The organism is Fodinicurvata halophila (genome assembly GCF_042651425.1).
GTDB classification, from domain to species: Bacteria; Pseudomonadota; Alphaproteobacteria; order Kiloniellales; family DSM-21159; genus Fodinicurvata; species Fodinicurvata halophila.
Map to the genome: position 1 here is coordinate 224018 of NZ_JBHSCW010000004.1, position 15527 is coordinate 239544.

Annotated in this window: 16 protein-coding genes; 8 read left to right on the forward strand and 8 right to left on the reverse strand. The window is 63.6% G+C overall.

Annotation, left to right across the window (positions count from 1 at the left end; translation table 11 throughout):
• The first annotated feature begins 5 nt into the window (after positions 1-5).
• A complete protein-coding gene (locus ACFOW6_RS10480; protein WP_382422311.1) occupies positions 6-1214 on the forward strand; it encodes a class I SAM-dependent rRNA methyltransferase in 1209 nt (402 codons plus the stop codon).
• Between the two features lie 13 nt (positions 1215-1227).
• Here the strand turns inward: ACFOW6_RS10480 and ACFOW6_RS10485 are convergent, their stop codons facing one another.
• A complete protein-coding gene (locus ACFOW6_RS10485; protein WP_382422312.1) occupies positions 1228-1965 on the reverse strand; it encodes a hypothetical protein in 738 nt (245 codons plus the stop codon).
• Between the two features lie 208 nt (positions 1966-2173).
• Between ACFOW6_RS10485 and ACFOW6_RS10490 the strand changes: the two genes are divergently transcribed.
• Positions 2174-2503, forward strand: coding sequence for a DMT family transporter (locus ACFOW6_RS10490; protein WP_382422313.1), 330 nt, complete (start codon positions 2174-2176; stop codon positions 2501-2503).
• 338 nt (positions 2504-2841) lie between these two features.
• Here ACFOW6_RS10490 and ACFOW6_RS10495 read toward each other — a convergent pair whose 3' ends face one another.
• The 7 genes from ACFOW6_RS10495 to ACFOW6_RS10525 form a co-directional block, all read right to left on the reverse strand.
• A complete protein-coding gene (locus tag ACFOW6_RS10495; RefSeq protein WP_382422314.1) occupies positions 2842-3543 on the reverse strand; it encodes a response regulator transcription factor in 702 nt (233 codons plus the stop codon).
• Between the two features lie 292 nt (positions 3544-3835).
• Complete coding sequence (locus tag ACFOW6_RS10500) at positions 3836-5314, reverse strand: sensor histidine kinase (RefSeq protein WP_382422315.1); 1479 nt, start codon at positions 5312-5314, stop codon at positions 3836-3838.
• A 17-nt stretch (positions 5315-5331) separates the two neighbouring features.
• The gene (locus ACFOW6_RS10505) at positions 5332-6756 is read right to left on the reverse strand and encodes a dihydrolipoyl dehydrogenase family protein (RefSeq protein WP_382422316.1); all 1425 of its coding nucleotides are present in this window, start codon (positions 6754-6756) and stop codon (positions 5332-5334) included.
• Positions 6753-7535 carry a TVP38/TMEM64 family protein gene (locus ACFOW6_RS10510; RefSeq protein ID WP_382422317.1) on the reverse strand — a complete coding sequence of 261 codons (783 nt, stop codon included), beginning with the start codon at positions 7533-7535 and terminating at the stop codon, positions 6753-6755. Before ACFOW6_RS10510 ends, ACFOW6_RS10505 begins: the two co-directional genes overlap by 4 nt.
• 254 nt (positions 7536-7789) lie before the next feature.
• Positions 7790-8359: a carboxymuconolactone decarboxylase family protein gene (locus tag ACFOW6_RS10515; RefSeq protein WP_382422318.1), complete on the reverse strand. Its 570-nt coding sequence runs from the start codon at positions 8357-8359 to the stop codon at positions 7790-7792.
• An 84-nt stretch (positions 8360-8443) separates the two neighbouring features.
• Complete coding sequence (locus tag ACFOW6_RS10520; RefSeq protein WP_382422319.1) at positions 8444-9340, reverse strand: metallophosphoesterase family protein; 897 nt, start codon at positions 9338-9340, stop codon at positions 8444-8446.
• Entirely contained in the window at positions 9337-10716 is a 1380-nt protein-coding gene (locus tag ACFOW6_RS10525; protein ID WP_382422320.1) for a hypothetical protein, read from the reverse strand. The genes ACFOW6_RS10520 and ACFOW6_RS10525 overlap by 4 nt, the downstream gene beginning before the upstream one ends.
• Positions 10717-10907: 191 nt before the next feature.
• On the opposite strand from ACFOW6_RS10525, the gene rpmH reads away from it, so the two are divergent.
• The 6 genes from rpmH to argB are packed head-to-tail and all read left to right on the forward strand — an operon-like array spanning position 10908 to position 15481.
• A complete protein-coding gene (gene rpmH / locus ACFOW6_RS10530; protein ID WP_022727677.1) occupies positions 10908-11042 on the forward strand; it encodes a 50S ribosomal protein L34 in 135 nt (44 codons plus the stop codon).
• A gap of 4 nt (positions 11043-11046) precedes the next feature.
• Positions 11047-11481 carry a ribonuclease P protein component gene (rnpA, locus tag ACFOW6_RS10535; RefSeq protein ID WP_382422321.1) on the forward strand — a complete coding sequence of 145 codons (435 nt, stop codon included), beginning with the start codon at positions 11047-11049 and terminating at the stop codon, positions 11479-11481.
• A complete protein-coding gene (yidD, locus tag ACFOW6_RS10540) occupies positions 11478-11789 on the forward strand; it encodes a membrane protein insertion efficiency factor YidD (protein WP_382422322.1) in 312 nt (103 codons plus the stop codon). The genes rnpA and yidD overlap by 4 nt, the downstream gene beginning before the upstream one ends.
• A gap of 22 nt (positions 11790-11811) precedes the next feature.
• Positions 11812-13851, forward strand: a complete 2040-nt coding sequence (yidC, locus tag ACFOW6_RS10545) for a membrane protein insertase YidC (protein ID WP_382422323.1) — start codon at positions 11812-11814, stop codon at positions 13849-13851.
• Between the two features lie 5 nt (positions 13852-13856).
• Positions 13857-14540: a ribosome biogenesis GTP-binding protein YihA/YsxC gene (yihA, locus tag ACFOW6_RS10550; RefSeq protein WP_382422324.1), complete on the forward strand. Its 684-nt coding sequence runs from the start codon at positions 13857-13859 to the stop codon at positions 14538-14540.
• Positions 14541-14569: 29 nt separating this feature from the next.
• On the forward strand, positions 14570-15481 hold the full coding sequence (gene argB / locus ACFOW6_RS10555) for an acetylglutamate kinase (RefSeq protein ID WP_382422325.1): 912 nt from the start codon (positions 14570-14572) through the stop codon (positions 15479-15481).
• Positions 15482-15527: the final 46 nt, after the last annotated feature.

Genomic DNA, 15527 nt, shown 5'->3' on the forward strand with positions numbered 1-15527 from the left:
GCGCCATGAACACAAGAGCCTCCGAGTACCCGGTGGTGCGCCTCAAATCCAAGGCGGATCGCCGCATACGGCAGGGTCACCCCTGGGCCTTTTCCAACGAGATCGAGATGGACGAGACGGCGCGGGGCCTGCCACCCGGCGTGCCGGTGCGCCTGGAGACGGCGAACGGAAAGGCCCTGGGTATCTTCCTGTTCAACCGTCATCCCCTGATCGCCGCCCGGCGGATCAGCCGTGATCCTACTGCCGTGGTCGACGTGGCGTTCCTGGAGGGGCGCCTGCGCCGTGCCCTGGCCCTGCGCGAGGCCCTGGTCGGGGTGCCCTTCTATCGCCTGGTGCATGCGGAGGCCGACGGATTGCCCGGCACGATCATCGACCGTTTCGGCGATAAGCTGGTACTGCAGATCAATACCGCGGGAATGGAAGGCCTGCAGCCGCAGCTTCTGGAGGCCCTGGATCGGGTGCTGGCGCCGCGGCACATCCTGTTGCGTAACGATACCCCGGCACGGGAGCTGGAAGGCCTGAGCCAGTATACAGAGGTCCTGCGCGGCACGTTCTCCGGTTCGCTGGAGGTTCAGGAGAACGGCACCCGCTATTTTGCCGACAGCGGGGAAGGACAGAAGACCGGCTGGTTCTATGACCAGCGCGAGAACCGGGCCTTCGTGGAACAGCTGGTGCGTGGCGCCGGCCTGAAGCGAGTCATCGATCTCTACAGCTTCTCCGGTGGTTTCGGCATCCAGGCCGCACTGGGCGGCGCCGAGGAGGTGACCCTGCTGGATCGCTCGACCGCCGCCCTCGACCTGGCGCGCCAGGCCGCCGAGGCCAACGGCGTGACCGGGCGCTGTCAGTTCCGCAAGTCCGATGCCTTCGCCGCTTTGGAGCACCTGGCACGCAAGGGAGCGCCGCATGACCTGGTGATTGCCGACCCGCCGGCCTTCGTGAAGGCGAAGAAGGACCTGCCCCAGGGACTGCGCGCCTATCGCAAGCTGGCGCGCCTGGCGTCCGGCCAGGTTGCCGCGGAGGGATACCTGGTGATCTGTTCCTGTTCGCACCATGTGGAGCGCGCGCGCTTTGCCGAACAGGTGCACCGCGGCATCGAGGATTGTGGCCGCAAGGCACGCGTGCTGCGTACGGCCGGTGCGGCGCCGGACCATCCGCTGCATCCCGGCCTGCCGGAAAGCGAATACCTGAAGGCCATGGTGCTGGCTCTGGACTGAGGTCCGGCCGGCCTCAGTGCCGCTGCTCCAGCTGATCGTAGCCGACCTTCATGAGGTAGAATATGTAGAGCAGGGCAGCCACGACCACGATCATCCCGATGTGGTAGCCGGGACCGTTGCCGCTGGCGGCAGCCTGAAAGAGAGCGATAAGGGTAACGAGGCCGGAGGCCACACCGGCGCCCCAGCGCTTCATGCTGCTGCCCGGTACGGGAATCAGTGGGTGTGGCGCCTCTGTCTTGCCGGCCGTGGCCGCGGCGATCAGCCGGAAGATCGCCAGCCCGCAAAGTAGCGTCAGCGCCAGGCCGCCGTAGTAGGCGAAGCCCCCTCCCGTCGCGCCGGCGGCCAGAAACAGGCCGACGAGGCCGAGCAGGCCGATCCCGGCGCCGAGCAACCAGCGCTTGATGCCCGGATCCAGGAAAGGCTCCTGTCCGGGCTCCTGCGAGGGTGGCAGCTGTGCGCTTGCGGGAGGTTCCGTGTCGGCCGACGTGCCAGAGTTTTCCTTCTCCGTCCCGGTCTCGGGTTTGGCTGCGGCATGTGAAGCGGATGCGGGTGTGGCCGCAGCCCCTGCCGGCGGCATCGATTTCTCGACCTCGTCGAAGTGCAGCTTGATGGCGCCGAAGGTGACCAGGATGCCCAGGACGGCCACCGCAAGCCCGGTGTAATGGGTGGTCCCGATGCCACTGCCCGCTGCCACCGCCAAGCCACCCAACGTGACCAGGATTGCGAGAAAGCCGACGACTGCCTTGCCCATGAGGTCCTTCCTGTTTCTTCTCGAAAACCGTTGCCTGTCCGTGGACATTCTAACCGGCCAGCGCGGTGCGCCAAGAGGGAATGATGTCGCGCCACACGGCGCGCTGGGGGCAGGTGAGGGCTTGTGAAATACCTGTACCCGAGACAGGTTGAGCTTCCGGACCGGCGACCGCCTGCGTCGGCGGTTCGCTCAGAAGGGAGGACGTCCGATGGTCTATGTCTATCTCGTGGCTGCCATTGTTTTCGAGGTGATCGGCACCTCGGCTCTGAAGCTGTCGGACGGCTTCACGCGGCCGCTGCCTTCGGCGGTGACAGCCCTGACCTATGCCGCCGCCTTCTATTTCCTGGCCCTGGTGCTGCGCAGCCTGCCCGTGGGAATCGCCTATGCGATCTGGGCCGGCCTCGGGATCGTGCTGATCACGCTGGTGGGGATATTCTGGTTCCGCCAGCCGCTCGACCTGCCGGCCATGATTGGTTTGGCCCTGATCGTGGCCGGTGTCCTGGTGATCAATCTCTTCTCGAAAACCGTGGTTCACTAAGTGCCCTGACGCGTTCGTGCAGGCAGCTTCCATTTCACGAAAACCGAGAGGAACGGGTGGTTGGTGCCTTGCGGGCGCCGTGGCTGCTGTCGTGGCTCTTCTCTCGTGCTACGGGACCCTGTTGTTGCCCGCGGACTTTCGTTGCAGGACCCCTGCCATGTGCTGGTGCAAGGGCCGGGGTTCGTGCTCCTGATCGCCGGCGTGGTGATGGATCTCAGAAACGGGCGCAGACGGTGTGCTGGCAGCTGGCCCAGAGGGCCAGCCAGGAAGCGCCAGTGATGGGATTGGGGACCTGGAGGCCTGCTGCCAGCAACCGGACCTGGAAAGAAAACCGACTCTCAGGGTACCAGCCGATAGGCATCGCCCTCCGTAACGATGAGAGCCGGTTGGTCGGGGTTTGATTCGAGCTTCTGGCGGAGACGATAGATATGCGTTTCCAGCGTATGTGTCGTGACTTCCGGCTTGTAGTCCCAGATTTCCGCCAACAAGGTGTCCCGGCTGACGGCGCTGCTGCCGGCGCGATACAGATACCTCAGGATCTGTGACTCTTTTTCGGTAAGGGGGATCTTGCTCTGGCTGTCCCGACTCTCAAGGAGCTTGTTCCCCGGCTGGAAATTGTAGGGCCCGATGGTGAAGACGGCATCTACACTCTGTTCGTGCTGGCGGAGCTGGGCCCGAAGCCGGGCCATCAGCACGTTCAGCCGGAACGGTTTTGCAACATAGTCGTTGGCGCCCGAATCAAGACCCAGAACCGTGTCGGCATCGCTGTCCAGGGCCGTCAGCATGATGATCGGCGCACCCACGCCCGCCTGGCGTATCAGACGGCAGAGCTCCCGCCCGTCTATATCCGGAAGGCCGACGTCAAGTATGATGCCGTCAAAGTACCTCGACTTGGCCATCTCGAGCGTTTCAGAGGCCGTTCCAGCCTGAGAGATCTCGAATTCCTCATACAAGCTCAACTGATCCGCTAGGGACGTGCGAAATTCCTCGTCGTCGTCGACCAGGAGGAGATTCAGGAGTTTCTTGTTGGAAACAGCCATGATGCCAACAATCCTTGAAACAGCTAGGTGGAGATGCGCTATGCCCAGTCATGCATGTCCCATGATGGGGGCGGTGCATATCGGTTCAGCCGCACTCGACCCATCCTCGGGAAAATCAGGGGCACCTTCACTCATGAAAGCTGTGCCCCGGAATGGCAATTCACGATTCAGTGACCACGCCCGGTTGGGGTGCCCTCCGTGGGCGCCCGCCTTCAGAAGCCACGGAGGGAAAACCCGGCAAAGCTGAAGCTGCAATCCAACTGCTGTCATCATCCGCGTTCCCGAAAGTCCGCTAGGTGCTGGCGTGTCCCTGGCTCTGTGAGAGCGGCAGCGTCACGCGGAAGCTGGTGCCGCGGGCATCAGAGCGTGTCAGCAGGATCTCCCCGCCGTGTGCCCTGAGAATCTCCCGGGCGATCGCCAGCCCAAGTCCCGAGCCGCCGCTGCGCGCCGAGGCCGCAAAGGGCTGGAAAAGACGCTCACGTGCCCGAGGCGCCAGTCCGGGTCCATTGTCGGTGACCTCGAGCTGCAGCTGTCCGTCCTCCAATCCGCCGTCGACCTGGACGCTGGTGGCACCGGCCTGATAGGCGTTCTGGGCAAGATTCATGAAGACGCGATAGAGTTGCTGTCGATCGCCGTGAAGCTCGAGCTTTTCGGGCAGGCGGACGTGCCAGCTCCGGTCGACCTCTTCGTCGGGCTTCAAGGCCTCGCCCACTTCATCGAGCAGATCTCGCAGATCGAAGTGCGAGATCTCCAGGTGCACCGGTCCTTCGCGGGCGAAGTTCAGGATGTGGGTGCACAGTCCCACGGCCCGGTCCAGGGTCTGCATCAGTGTCGGAAAGGTACGGCGCACCTGCGGATCCTCGCTTTCCGCCAGCCGGTCAGACGAAAGCTGGGCGGTGGAGAGGATGTTGCGCAGGTCATGATTGATCTTAGTGGCCGCGACGCCGATGGCGGCCAGGCGCGTCTTGCGGTGCAGGGAGGCCCTGAGGGCGCGCTGCAGGTCACGCAGCTGGCGTTCGGTCAGGCCAACCTCGTCCTGGCGACTGGAGGGGCGCATGATGCGGCTTTCGTCCTCGGGATCCTCGCGGAAGGAGATCATGTTCTCGGTGATGCGACGCATGGGCCGCACCAGTACGCAGAGCAGCGTGATGTAGACGAGTGCGGCCGTAATGACCGAGATCAGGAGTGACAGTCCCAGGATGCGCCAGGCGAAGGCCCACATTTCCTCGCACAGTGGGCCCTCCTGCATCACCATCCGGACCACCGAGTCGTTGTCCTTGGGTGAGACACCCCAGAGTTCGATCCGCCGGTCCTCGCTGCGTGCCAGGGTCATCAGAGCATCGCCGATCAGCGTGAAGAAGCCTGCATCGCGCAGGTCATAGACGGCTTCGGGCTCTGGAATGTCCTCCATGGCCAGGGTCAGCGAGGGCGTGCGCTGGGGACGGTATAGCATGACCGACTCGGCCGGGACGTGTGAAAGCAGCTCGTAGGTCAGGTCCTCGTCGATCATGTGATCGGAGGTCGCTTCCAGGGAAAGCACGGCCAGGTGCCCGGCCGCCAGGCGCTCCTCCAGGTAGTTGAGGCGGAAGTTGGCCACCGACGGCGCGAAGATCAGGACTTCGGCCAGCATGACGAAGCCGATGGTCAACAGCAGGAGGCGTGCCGAGAGACTGCGGTGCAAAGGCGGCAGGGTGAAGCGGCGCGGTCGGCTCCCATTCTGCTCTGCGCCTGCCTGATGGTGTGTTTCCTCCGGGGTCTGGGGTCCGAGCAAGGCTTGTTTCTCCAGCTTCAGCCGAGTCGCAGAAAAAGGCGCACGAGTCGCCGGGTCCGCGACGAAAAGAGTTTGGGGGTGTAGTAGTGCGCGGCCACCTGCTTGCTGACCTCCGAGAGCGTGGGATAGGGGGCGATGATACCGGCAAGTGCGGAGAGTTTCATGTTCCGTGCGATGGCCAGGGTCCAGGGCAGTATGAGTTCGCCGGCGTGGGCCGACAGAATAGTCGCCCCGAGGATTCGGCCGGAGGGGGTGGCCAGGATCTTGATGAAGCCCTCACTTTCGCGCTCGCAGCGCGCGCGGTCGTTCTCCGCGAGGCTGTGCTGCAGAACCTCGAATTTTCCGCCCTGTTCACGCGCCTCGGCCTCCGTCAGTCCCACCTGGGCCAGTTCCGGTGCCGTGTAGGTCACGCGTGGCAATGCCCGGTAATCAGCCTTTGCCGGCAGGCGGAAGAGCGCATTGCGCAGGATGATGCCCGCCTGATAGCCGGCGGCATGCGTGAACTGTGGTCCGCCGATAACGTCGCCGGCCGCGAAGATCCGGCGGTTGCTGGTGCGCAGGCGGGCATCCACCTGTATGCCGCGCCGGTCGTGGACAACCTTGGCCGCCTCGAGGTTCAGGCCGTCGGTGACCGGCTGGCGCCCCGCTGCGACCAGCAGGCGGGCGCCTTCGAGAGTGGTCTCGCCCTCTTCGTTCTTCAGAACGACCTGCAAGCCCGCCGTGTCGTGCCGGACCTCAGAAATGCTGGTGTTCTCGTGTATTGCGATGCCCTCGGCCTGCAGGCGCTCGCGGAGCAGCTGGGCGGCGCCCCGGTCCTCGCGGCCGAGCATGCGGTTCATCTCGACGATGCTGACACGCGCTCCGAGACGACGGAAGGCCTGCCCGAGCTCGCAGCCGATCGGCCCTCCGCCGAGGATGATCAGATGCTCGGGACAGTCCTGCACCTCGAAGACGGTCTCGTTGGTCAGGTAGGGGACATCCTCAAGGCCGGGTACAGGAGGGATCAGGGGACGCGAGCCGGTTGCCAGGACGAAGCGGCGGGCGTGAATGCGCTGATCGCCGACGGCCAGCTTCTGCGGCGAGAGGAACTGTGCGCTCTCGCGCAGAACCCGGACTCCAAGGCCCTCGAAACGCTCCACGGAATCGTGGGGTGCGATGCTGTCGATAACGTCCTGCACATGAGCCTGTACGGCGGGGAAATCGATCCGGGGGGCCGCATAGGTGATGCCGAAGTCCTTCGCCTGCGCGCCCGCGTGGGCCGCCTTGGCCGCGGCCAGCAGGGACTTCGAGGGAACGCAGCCGCTGTTCAGGCAGTCGCCACCCATGTCCCCGCGTTCGATCAGGATCGTGTCGGCGCCCATCTGCGCCGCTCCGGCGGCCACGGACAGCCCGGCCGAACCGCCGCCGATCACGCAGATGTCGCAGCTTAGCTGTGCGGTCATGAGGGGCTCCCGTCCGGGCCGTCTCGGCGCCCCTTCCATCGCCGGTAGATCACCGGCAGCAGGGAGAGCAGGGCCAGCCCCAGCAGCGGACCGAGGACCTCGGGCTGGAAGACCAGGCCCAGGTCCGGCTTGCCCCCCGCCTCGAGGATTCGGCCCAGGCCGTTGCCGGCCGAGGCGTAAACCAGTGTGCCTGGCAGGATTCCTAGCAAGGTCGCCCAGAAGAAGGTGCCGAGGCGCACTCCTGCGAAGGCGGGTGCCAGGTTGACCAGCCAGAAGGGAAACAGGGGGATCAGGCGCAGGGTCAGAAGGTAGTTGAATGCGTCCTCGCGAAAGCCCCGGCGAAGTCGCTCCAGGGAGCTGCCACTACGGCGCTTCAGGACATCGCCCAAGGCGGTTCGCGCAGCCAGATAGACGGCCGTGGCCCCAAGGGTGGCCGCCACGACGGCGGCCAGTGTGGCGGGCAGGATGCCGAACAGGAAGCCGCCCGTCAGGGTCAGCAGGGTGCCCACCGGCAGCGAGAAGGCGACGTTCAGGGCATAGATCAGCATGAAGCCGAACAGGGCGGAGAGGTAGTATGCCTCGACGAAGTCCTCGAGCCGCCGGTGATGCTCCTGCAGAAGGGTGAAGCTCACGTAGTCGCCCAACCCCAGACCGAACCACAGCACCGCACCGGCAGCCAGCAGCAGCACGAGCGGCAGGCTGCGCAACAGGCGCGAACGCGCACTTCGTGACCTGTGGGCGTCACTGTCCGAGAGGGGTTGGGAGGGCTTGTGTGACATAACCTGAAAATCGTTTCGTGAGACCTGCGGATTGTGTCCTGTTCCAGAACCTAGAATGAAACCTTCGCCAAAGCCATTCACCTTCCAGTGAGCCCATTGTGAACGTGCAAGTTTTCAGGCGTTGGCAGAATATCCAGGCAGGCGGTGCCCCATCCCAGGAGCGATTGCCGTTCGGTTCCGCAGGAGGCTCGACTCGATGCCAGGGCACACCCGAGGACCGGCTTGCGCCTCCTCGGGTGTGTGGCTCTGCCGTGTCAGCTGGCCTCTTTCCAGGCCTTTGCGCTCAAGGCCTCGTCCAGAGGCGTCTCGGCGATGTGGTTCGTGTAGTTGGAGATGGTTTTCATTGCCAGGGCCGTCAGCAGGTCGAGCAGATGACGATGGCTGTAGCCGGTCTGCAGAAACGCGTCCACGTCCTTGTGCTCGACCCACCCCCGGGCGTCGATCAGCTTGCGTGTGAAGGCCGCAAGAGCCTGGAGCTTGGGATCGGACAGCTCCCGCTGCTGGCGAACGTCCTCCAGGGTGGCGGCGTCCACGCCGGCGCGTTCACCGCCGGCACTATGGGCGGCGACGCAATAGCCGCAGCCGTTGTGAGCGCTGATGATCAACAGGACGAGTTCCGCTTCGGTTTGCGAGAAGGCACTCTCTTCCTTGAACAGGCGATTGAGGGTGACATAGGCCTTCAGGGCCGCCGGGGATTCGGACACGATGCCCATGAGGTTGGGCAGGAAGCCATAGGCTTGGTTTATGGCCTGCAGGGTTTCGCGGGACTCCTCCGGAGCATCCTCGATGTGGTGAACCTGAAATCCGTTCTTCGGCTGGGACATATCGGATCTCCCTTGCTTGATGTGAGTCTTGGTCGCTGTCCCGAACATGGCCGGACGTCGCAGTGGGATGAAGACAAATGCCGTTCACATCTGTGTGAAGTTCTCTCGCGGTATGGCCTTCACCCGGAAGATGAAACCAGCTTCATGCGGATTATCGGATACCGGACGTAAAAATTGTCCAGTGGCGTTGCGTTCCTTTTGGGGGAGAACATCCAGACTGGGCCACAGCCCGGTCTCCAGTGCCCGGGCATAGGCTTCAGACAGCCCGACGGACCGCATCCGGTCGGCTGCTTTCCGATAGTCATAGACCAGTCGATGATGTTCGATGCGCACTCCATTCTCGTCAGCTTCAAGCAATGCATACCAAGTGCTTGCAAAACCGTCGTTGGCCGGCAAGCCGATAACGCCGGGGTTGTGCCAGATACCACTATCCAGTTGCTGCGTGAATGGCAGGCCGCTGTGGCCGCTGACCACCAAGTCGCACTGTAGCGCCTGAAGTGCCTGCCGTTTCTCATGGGCCGGAGTGGTGGGGAATACGAAGCTGTTGTTTGCCCGATGCGTGGCATGCAGAACAGCCACCCGCAGTCCCGCATAGCGAAAGAGGAGACAGTCGGGCAACTCGTTCATCCAGCTGCGTGCTGAACCATTCAGATGTGCGCGGGCAAAATCGTACCATTCCCGGGACAGCACTTCACAGGTGGAGCCTTCCTCAAAGCCGCAACCGCAGTCCGCGGCATTAATGGCGAGCTGTTCTTCGCAGTTCCCGGCTGCAACCTCGATACCCCAATTCCTCACGAAGGCAACCGAGGCTTCCGGATCACCGCAATAAGCCACCACATCGCCGTTGCAGATGCAGTGGGATGGGTTGATGTCCAGCGTCTGAGCCCTGGCGTGCAGCGCTTCAAGTGCCTGGAGATTGCTGTAGGGGCCCCCGAACAAGAGCAGCCGCCCTTCAAGTGTGCCGAGATCCTTCTTCTTCATAAGTTTCCTTCCACTTTTCTGACGCGTCCCGCGACAAAGGCTCCGCAGCCTGTGACCAGGGCCAGCAGGCTGAGCAGGAGCAGTTTCGAGTAGTCGTGGTTCAGGCCGGTCAATGCACCGATCAGATCCGTGTAACCGCTGCTTTCGAGAAAATAGAAAACTGCGGCGAGGGTGGCGGCCGCGAAGGCTGTCAGATAGGCCCAGCGGCGGACTCTCCAGTCGCGCCAGATACAGAAGAACACGACCGGTGCCAGAAACAGAGAGGCGGTTCCGCTGATGGCCACCGCGTCAAAGAGGTCGTCGCTTCCGAACAACAGGAGAACAAGACCCAGCCCCATGAAGATGGCCATGGCCGCACGGCCGGCAAACAGCGTGGCGGGAGCAAGTCGCATTCCGAGGATCGAGAGCTTTGCTGCGCTGGAGAGTGTGGAGTCCAATGTCGAGACGGCCGAGAGAATCAGGGCAATGTTCAGCAGGATCATGGTAGAGGGGCCCATGATCCGAGATAGAGTGGCCATCAGATCCTCTCCCTCCAGTCGATGTGCCCCGGCATGCAATCCCAGCAAGCCGAAGGCAAGAATCAGGAGCAGACTGATCCAGCAGGCATGATAGAAGCTCTGGCGGGTGGTCCGGCGATCGGCAAGGAATCCGCGGTCCATCATGACGGGATCGTGCAAGGGATAGCTCCACACCTGCAGCAGTGCCACAGCCAGGAGTGACCAGCCCGGAGCCTCCATGTCAGCCGTGGCGAACGACAGGCTGACGGGTAGAGAGAAGTCCTGGGCGGCGAGTGTCTGGCCTAAAAGAACGGCCAATACGACAATCAGGGCAGTGGCCTGAAAGACATCGGTCCTGATGGAGGCACGCAGGCCGCCCAGCATCGAATAGCCAAGTGTCACTCCCGCAACGGCCAGGATTGACAGGATATACCCAAGGGATCCCGCCTGGCCGAAAAGAATGCCGATCACCAAGAGGTTGGCAAAGACCTCACTTGCCAGTCGCAGCGCAACGACGAAGTTGTAGCAGACCGTTCCTGCTGTTCCGAAGTGGTCGGCCAGACAATTCTGCACGCTTTCATAGCAGCGTCGAAAGCGCAGTGCATCGATGATCCAAGCGCCAGTGAGGAAGGACAGGTAATAGCTTGCATAAGCCAGCACACCTGGCAGGCCGTAGAAATATCCGAGGATTCCTGCATTCAGCAGCGAGCGCGCAAAGATCCAGGTAGTGACCTGCGAAAGAACGATGGTCCAGAGGCTCGGGGTCTGTCCCGTTTCGCTGAGCCCGCCGAAGAAGCCGGTCACTGTGCGGACGCGCGGCGAGACGATGTAGCTGAACAGGGTTATGAATATAATTGATGCTGTCAGGATCGGGACCATTTGTTCCACATTCCGCTGCGAGCAAAGGGATCGCACAGGCTAGTGCCATAGACCGAGTTGAGCTATTCACCTTCCGGTGAGTGCTCCGTGATCGTCCTTGGCGTGGGGCTGGAGGCCGCCGGCAACATTGACAGGGCGGCGAGGGGCTTCTATACAGCCCGCAATCTGCAAGATACTGATGGAGAAGAAGGGTGAAGCGCACCTATCAACCCAGCGCGCTGGTCCGCAAGCGTCGTCACGGCTTTCGCAGCCGCATGGCGACCGCAAATGGCCGCAAGGTTATCGCCCGCCGTCGCAGCAAGGGTCGCAAGCGTCTGAGCGCCTAGGTCCATGACCACCTTCCCGAAGGCAGGGCGGCTGTTGAAGCGGTCCGATTTCCTTCGGGCGGCCAGGCGCGGAGTGAAGGCTGCCCGGCCCGGGCTGGTACTCCAGGCCTACGACCGCGACAGGGATATGAAAGACAGCGCTCTGCCGGATGGGCAGGGCGCTTCGCCGTTCCGCGGCATGCGTCTCGGCCTGACCGCCAGCCGCAAGGTCGGAAATGCCGTGACCCGCAACCGGGCCCGGCGCCGCCTGCGCTCGGCCGCGGAAGAGGTTCTGCCCGTGTGTGGCAGGCCGCGCACGGACTATGTCCTGATCGCGCGTGCGGAGACGCCCGTGCGCCCTTATGACGCGCTGCTCGAGGATCTGCGCTCGGCCATTCGGCAGATCGAGAAGAAGCGCGGCGGCACGGGAAAAGAAAAAACGGTGGCGACGAAACAATGACCCAATCCAGCCCTTTCAGGTTTGCGCGACAGGCTCTGGTGCTGGGGATGATCGCCCCCATACGCGTCTATCAGTGGGTGATCTCGCCGGTGCTGCCCGCCTCCTGTCGCTACAGTCCATCATGTTCCGCCTATGGCGTGGAAGCCCTGCGCCGGCACGGCCCCTTAAGGGGTGGCTGGCTGACCCTCAGGCGTATTTTACGTTGCCATCCCTGGGGAGGAATGGGATACGACCCCGTGCCGGAGCACAAGGGGACCTCCAGCTGCCGGCCGTCCGAACCGTCCGCCGCTTCGCGCAGATCTTTCTGAAGCCCTCGGAGCCGCTTCGCTTATGGAACAGAAGAACCTTTTCCTCGCCATTCTGCTGTCTCTGGTCATCCTTCTGGGATTCCAGTACTTCATCGAGACACCGCAGCAGCAGGATACTCAGGACAGCGGCACGCAGCAGGAGCAGACCACCTCCGAAACCGCGGGCGACAGGCCATCCATGGACGCCGGCGATGGCGAGCGCAGCCGTGAGCTCCAAGGGGATCGGCAGGAGTTGGACCAGGCCCTGAGCGGCAGCGATCCTGATGCGGACCGGGAAGAGGTGCTGGAGGAGGGGCCCCGGGTGGCCGTCGATACACCCAAGGTCGAGGGGTCCATCTCGCTCGTAGGAGGGCGCCTGGATGACCTGACCCTCAAGCGCTATCACGAGACCATCGACGAGGAGAGCCCGAACATCGAGCTGTTGAACCCGGTGGGTTCGGCGCGTCCCTACTATGCGGATTTCGGCTGGGCCGCCGGCGGCGAGGGCGTTGCCGTTCCGCGCTCAGACAGCGAATGGGGGCTCGAGGAGGGTGAGACCCTGACTGCCGACACGCCGGTCACGATCCGCTGGGACAACGGCGAGGGCCTGGTCTTCCGGCGCACCTACGCGATCGACCAGGATTACATGGTAACCGTCACCCAGGAGGTCGAGAACACCGGTGCGGGCACGGTGACCCTGGCGCCCTATGGCCTGATCTCGCGCACCGGCACGCCGGAGACGACGGATTTCTTCATCCTGCACGAAGGCCTGATCGGCGTGCTCAACGACGAACTGCGCGAGATCAGCTACGATGACCTGCGCGACGACGATCGTATTACAGCCTCGACGCGTGGCGGCTGGCTGGGCATCACCGACAAGTACTGGATGGTCTCCCTGATACCCGACCAGGAGCAGGAGGTGGAAAGCCGCTTCCTCTACAGCGGGGGCAACAACCAGGACAAGTACCAGACGGACGTGCTCTACGGCGGCAACCGCCTGTCGGAAGGCCAGAGCACCAGCACCACGACGCGCCTCTTCGCCGGTGCCAAGGAGGTCACGCTTCTGGACCGCTACAGCGAACAGGAAGGCATTCCCAAGTTCGACCTGGCAGTGGATTTCGGCTGGTTCTACTTCCTGACCAAGCCGATCTTCCTGGCGCTGCACTGGATTGCCGGCCTGGTCGGCAACTTCGGCGTGGCCATCCTGGTCCTGACGGTCTTCATCAAGATCCTGTTCTTCCCGCTGGCCAACAAGTCCTATCGCTCGATGGCGAAGATGCGCAAGCTGCAGCCCGAGATGATGCGCCTCAAGGAGCGCTTCTCGGACGACCGCCAGCGCCTGAACCAGGAGATGATGGCGCTCTACAAGAAGGAAGGCGCCAACCCGGCCTCAGGCTGCCTGCCGATCCTGGTGCAGATCCCGGTCTTCTTTGCGCTCTACAAGGTGCTGTTCGTCACCATCGAGATGCGCCATGCGCCCTTCTTCGGCTGGATCCAGGACCTCTCGGCACCGGATCCGACCTCGATCCTGAATCTCTTCGGCCTGCTGCCCTATACCATACCGGACCTGGGCCCGTTGGAGATTCTCAGCATCGGCATCTGGCCGATCCTGATGGGCCTGTCCATGTACGGACAGCAGCTGCTGAACCCGCAGCCGCCGGACCCGGTCCAGGCCAAGGTTTTCATGTTCCTGCCGCTGGTCTTCACCTTCTTCCTGGCCGGCTTCCCGGCGGGGCTGGTGGTCTACTGGACCTGGAACAACCTGCTTTCGGTGATGCAGCAGTACGTCATCATGAAGCAGGCGGGGGCCCCCATCGGCCGCAAGGCGAACCAGCAGCAGCCGGCTGCGGCCGCTGCAGACGGGGGAAGCGCCCCGGCAAACCCGGAGCCCGAAAATGAGGAGGCGCCGCAGGACAAGGCGTCCGGTGGCCAGCAGAGCTCCGGGCAGCAGAAGGCCTCCAGCGGCCAGAAAGCTTCCGGTAACCAGAAGACCTCCGGCCAGCAGAAGAGTTCCGGCCAACAGAAGAAGACGTCGGGCCGGTCCTCCGGGGGCGGCAACACCTCGAGCCGGAAGAAAAAGTAGCCGCGATGACGGAGCGTGATCCCGAAGAGGTCCGGGAGGGCGCCGGCGATCACGGGCAGGCCCAGCTCGAGGAGGGGCGACTGCTGTTCTCAGCCGAGTGCCAGTTCCTGCTGTCGGCCGTGCAGGCGGAACAGGTGCCGGCGAGCGACCTGCCCGAGATCGCCTTCGCCGGACGCTCGAACGTCGGCAAATCCACCCTGGTCAACGCATTGACCGGACGGAAGACGCTGGCGCGCACCTCCAACACGCCCGGCCGCACGCAGCAGCTGAACTTCTTCGACCTGGGCGACCGGCTGATGCTGGCCGACCTTCCGGGGTACGGCTATGCCAAGGCCCCCAAGGCGGACGTGGCACGCTGGACCCGCCTGACGCGGGCCTACCTCAAGGGGCGCCCCCAGCTCAGGCGCATCCTGCTGCTGGTCGATTCACGCCATGGTCTCAAGACCGCCGATCACGAGATCATGAAGGAGCTGGACAAGGCCGCGGTGTCCTACCAAGTGGTGCTGACCAAGACGGACAAGATCAAGCAGGAGGCCCTGGCCACCGTGATTGTGGCGACGGCGGGCGAGTTGAAGACCCACCCGGCCGCCCATCCCGACGTCATCGCGACAAGCGCCCAGGGCGGGATGGGAATTGCGGAGCTGCGGGCCGAACTGGCGACGGTGGCGTTGCCGCGTCAGGCGGGATAGGCTTACGCCGCTGAGACGAGAGGAGCCCCATGACAACATCCAAGAATATAGGCGAGACAAAGCACTGGCTGCGCACGGCCCGCACCCTGACCGAGGCGCTGCCCTTCATGCGTCGCTATGCCGGGAAGACCGTGGTCATCAAGTACGGCGGCCATGCCATGGGTGACGGCGAACTGGCGACCATCTTCGCCCGCGACGTGGTCCTGATGAAGCAGGTGGGAATTCACCCCATCGTGGTGCATGGCGGCGGTCCCCAGATCGGCGAGATGCTGACCCGCCTTTCGGTGCAGAGCGAGTTCATCGACGGCCTGCGCGTCACCGATGCCGAGACGGTGGAGGTGGTGGAGATGGTGCTCTCGGGATCCATCAACAAATCCATCGTCAATGCCATCAACTCGGCCGGCGGCACGGCCATCGGCCTGTCGGGCAAGGACGGCAGCCTGATCCAGGCCCAGAAACTGCGCCGCAGTTACAAGGATCCGGAATCCAATATCGAGAAGATTCTCGACCTCGGTTTCGTCGGCGAGCCGAAGCACATCAATCCGCAGGTACTGGGCGCGCTGGAGCGCGCCGGCATGATTCCGGTCATCGCTCCCATCGGGGTGGGGGTGAACGGTGAAACCTACAACATCAACGCCGATACCGTGGCCGGCGCCGTGGCCAGTGCGGTGGGCGCGGTGCGCCTGCTGATGCTGACCGACGTGGCCGGCGTGATGGACAGGGACGGAACACTGCAGCCGCAGCTGTCCCTGGAACGGATCAAGGAACTGACTGAGGATGGCACCATCAAGGGCGGCATGCTGCCCAAGCTGCAGACCTGTATCGCCGCGGTGGAGGAAGGCGTGGATGCCGCCGTGATCCTGGATGGACGGGTGCCCCATGCCCTGCTGCTGGAGGTCTTCACCGACCAGGGGGTCGGCACGCTGATCCGTCGCGGCTAGCGGTACGCGATCTCCCTTCTTTCCTCTGTCCCGCCGAACCGACAAG

Bases quoted from the DNA above. Each gene is read 5' to 3' on its own strand.
- ACFOW6_RS10480 (WP_382422311.1), top strand. From the start codon at position 6: ATGAACACAAGAGCCTCCGAGTACCCGGTGGTGCGCCTCAAATCCAAG.
- ACFOW6_RS10485 (WP_382422312.1), bottom strand. From the start codon at position 1,965: ATGGGCAAGGCAGTCGTCGGCTTTCTCGCAATCCTGGTCACGTTGGGT.
- ACFOW6_RS10490 (WP_382422313.1), top strand. From the start codon at position 2,174: ATGGTCTATGTCTATCTCGTGGCTGCCATTGTTTTCGAGGTGATCGGC.
- ACFOW6_RS10495 (WP_382422314.1), bottom strand. From the start codon at position 3,543: ATGGCTGTTTCCAACAAGAAACTCCTGAATCTCCTCCTGGTCGACGAC.
- ACFOW6_RS10505 (WP_382422316.1), bottom strand. From the start codon at position 6,756: ATGACCGCACAGCTAAGCTGCGACATCTGCGTGATCGGCGGCGGTTCG.
- ACFOW6_RS10510 (WP_382422317.1), bottom strand. From the start codon at position 7,535: ATGTCACACAAGCCCTCCCAACCCCTCTCGGACAGTGACGCCCACAGG.
- ACFOW6_RS10515 (WP_382422318.1), bottom strand. From the start codon at position 8,359: ATGTCCCAGCCGAAGAACGGATTTCAGGTTCACCACATCGAGGATGCT.
- ACFOW6_RS10520 (WP_382422319.1), bottom strand. From the start codon at position 9,340: ATGAAGAAGAAGGATCTCGGCACACTTGAAGGGCGGCTGCTCTTGTTC.
- ACFOW6_RS10525 (WP_382422320.1), bottom strand. From the start codon at position 10,716: ATGGTCCCGATCCTGACAGCATCAATTATATTCATAACCCTGTTCAGC.
- rnpA (WP_382422321.1), top strand. From the start codon at position 11,047: ATGACCACCTTCCCGAAGGCAGGGCGGCTGTTGAAGCGGTCCGATTTC.
- yidD (WP_382422322.1), top strand. From the start codon at position 11,478: ATGACCCAATCCAGCCCTTTCAGGTTTGCGCGACAGGCTCTGGTGCTG.
- yidC (WP_382422323.1), top strand. From the start codon at position 11,812: ATGGAACAGAAGAACCTTTTCCTCGCCATTCTGCTGTCTCTGGTCATC.
- yihA (WP_382422324.1), top strand. From the start codon at position 13,857: ATGACGGAGCGTGATCCCGAAGAGGTCCGGGAGGGCGCCGGCGATCAC.
- argB (WP_382422325.1), top strand. From the start codon at position 14,570: ATGACAACATCCAAGAATATAGGCGAGACAAAGCACTGGCTGCGCACG.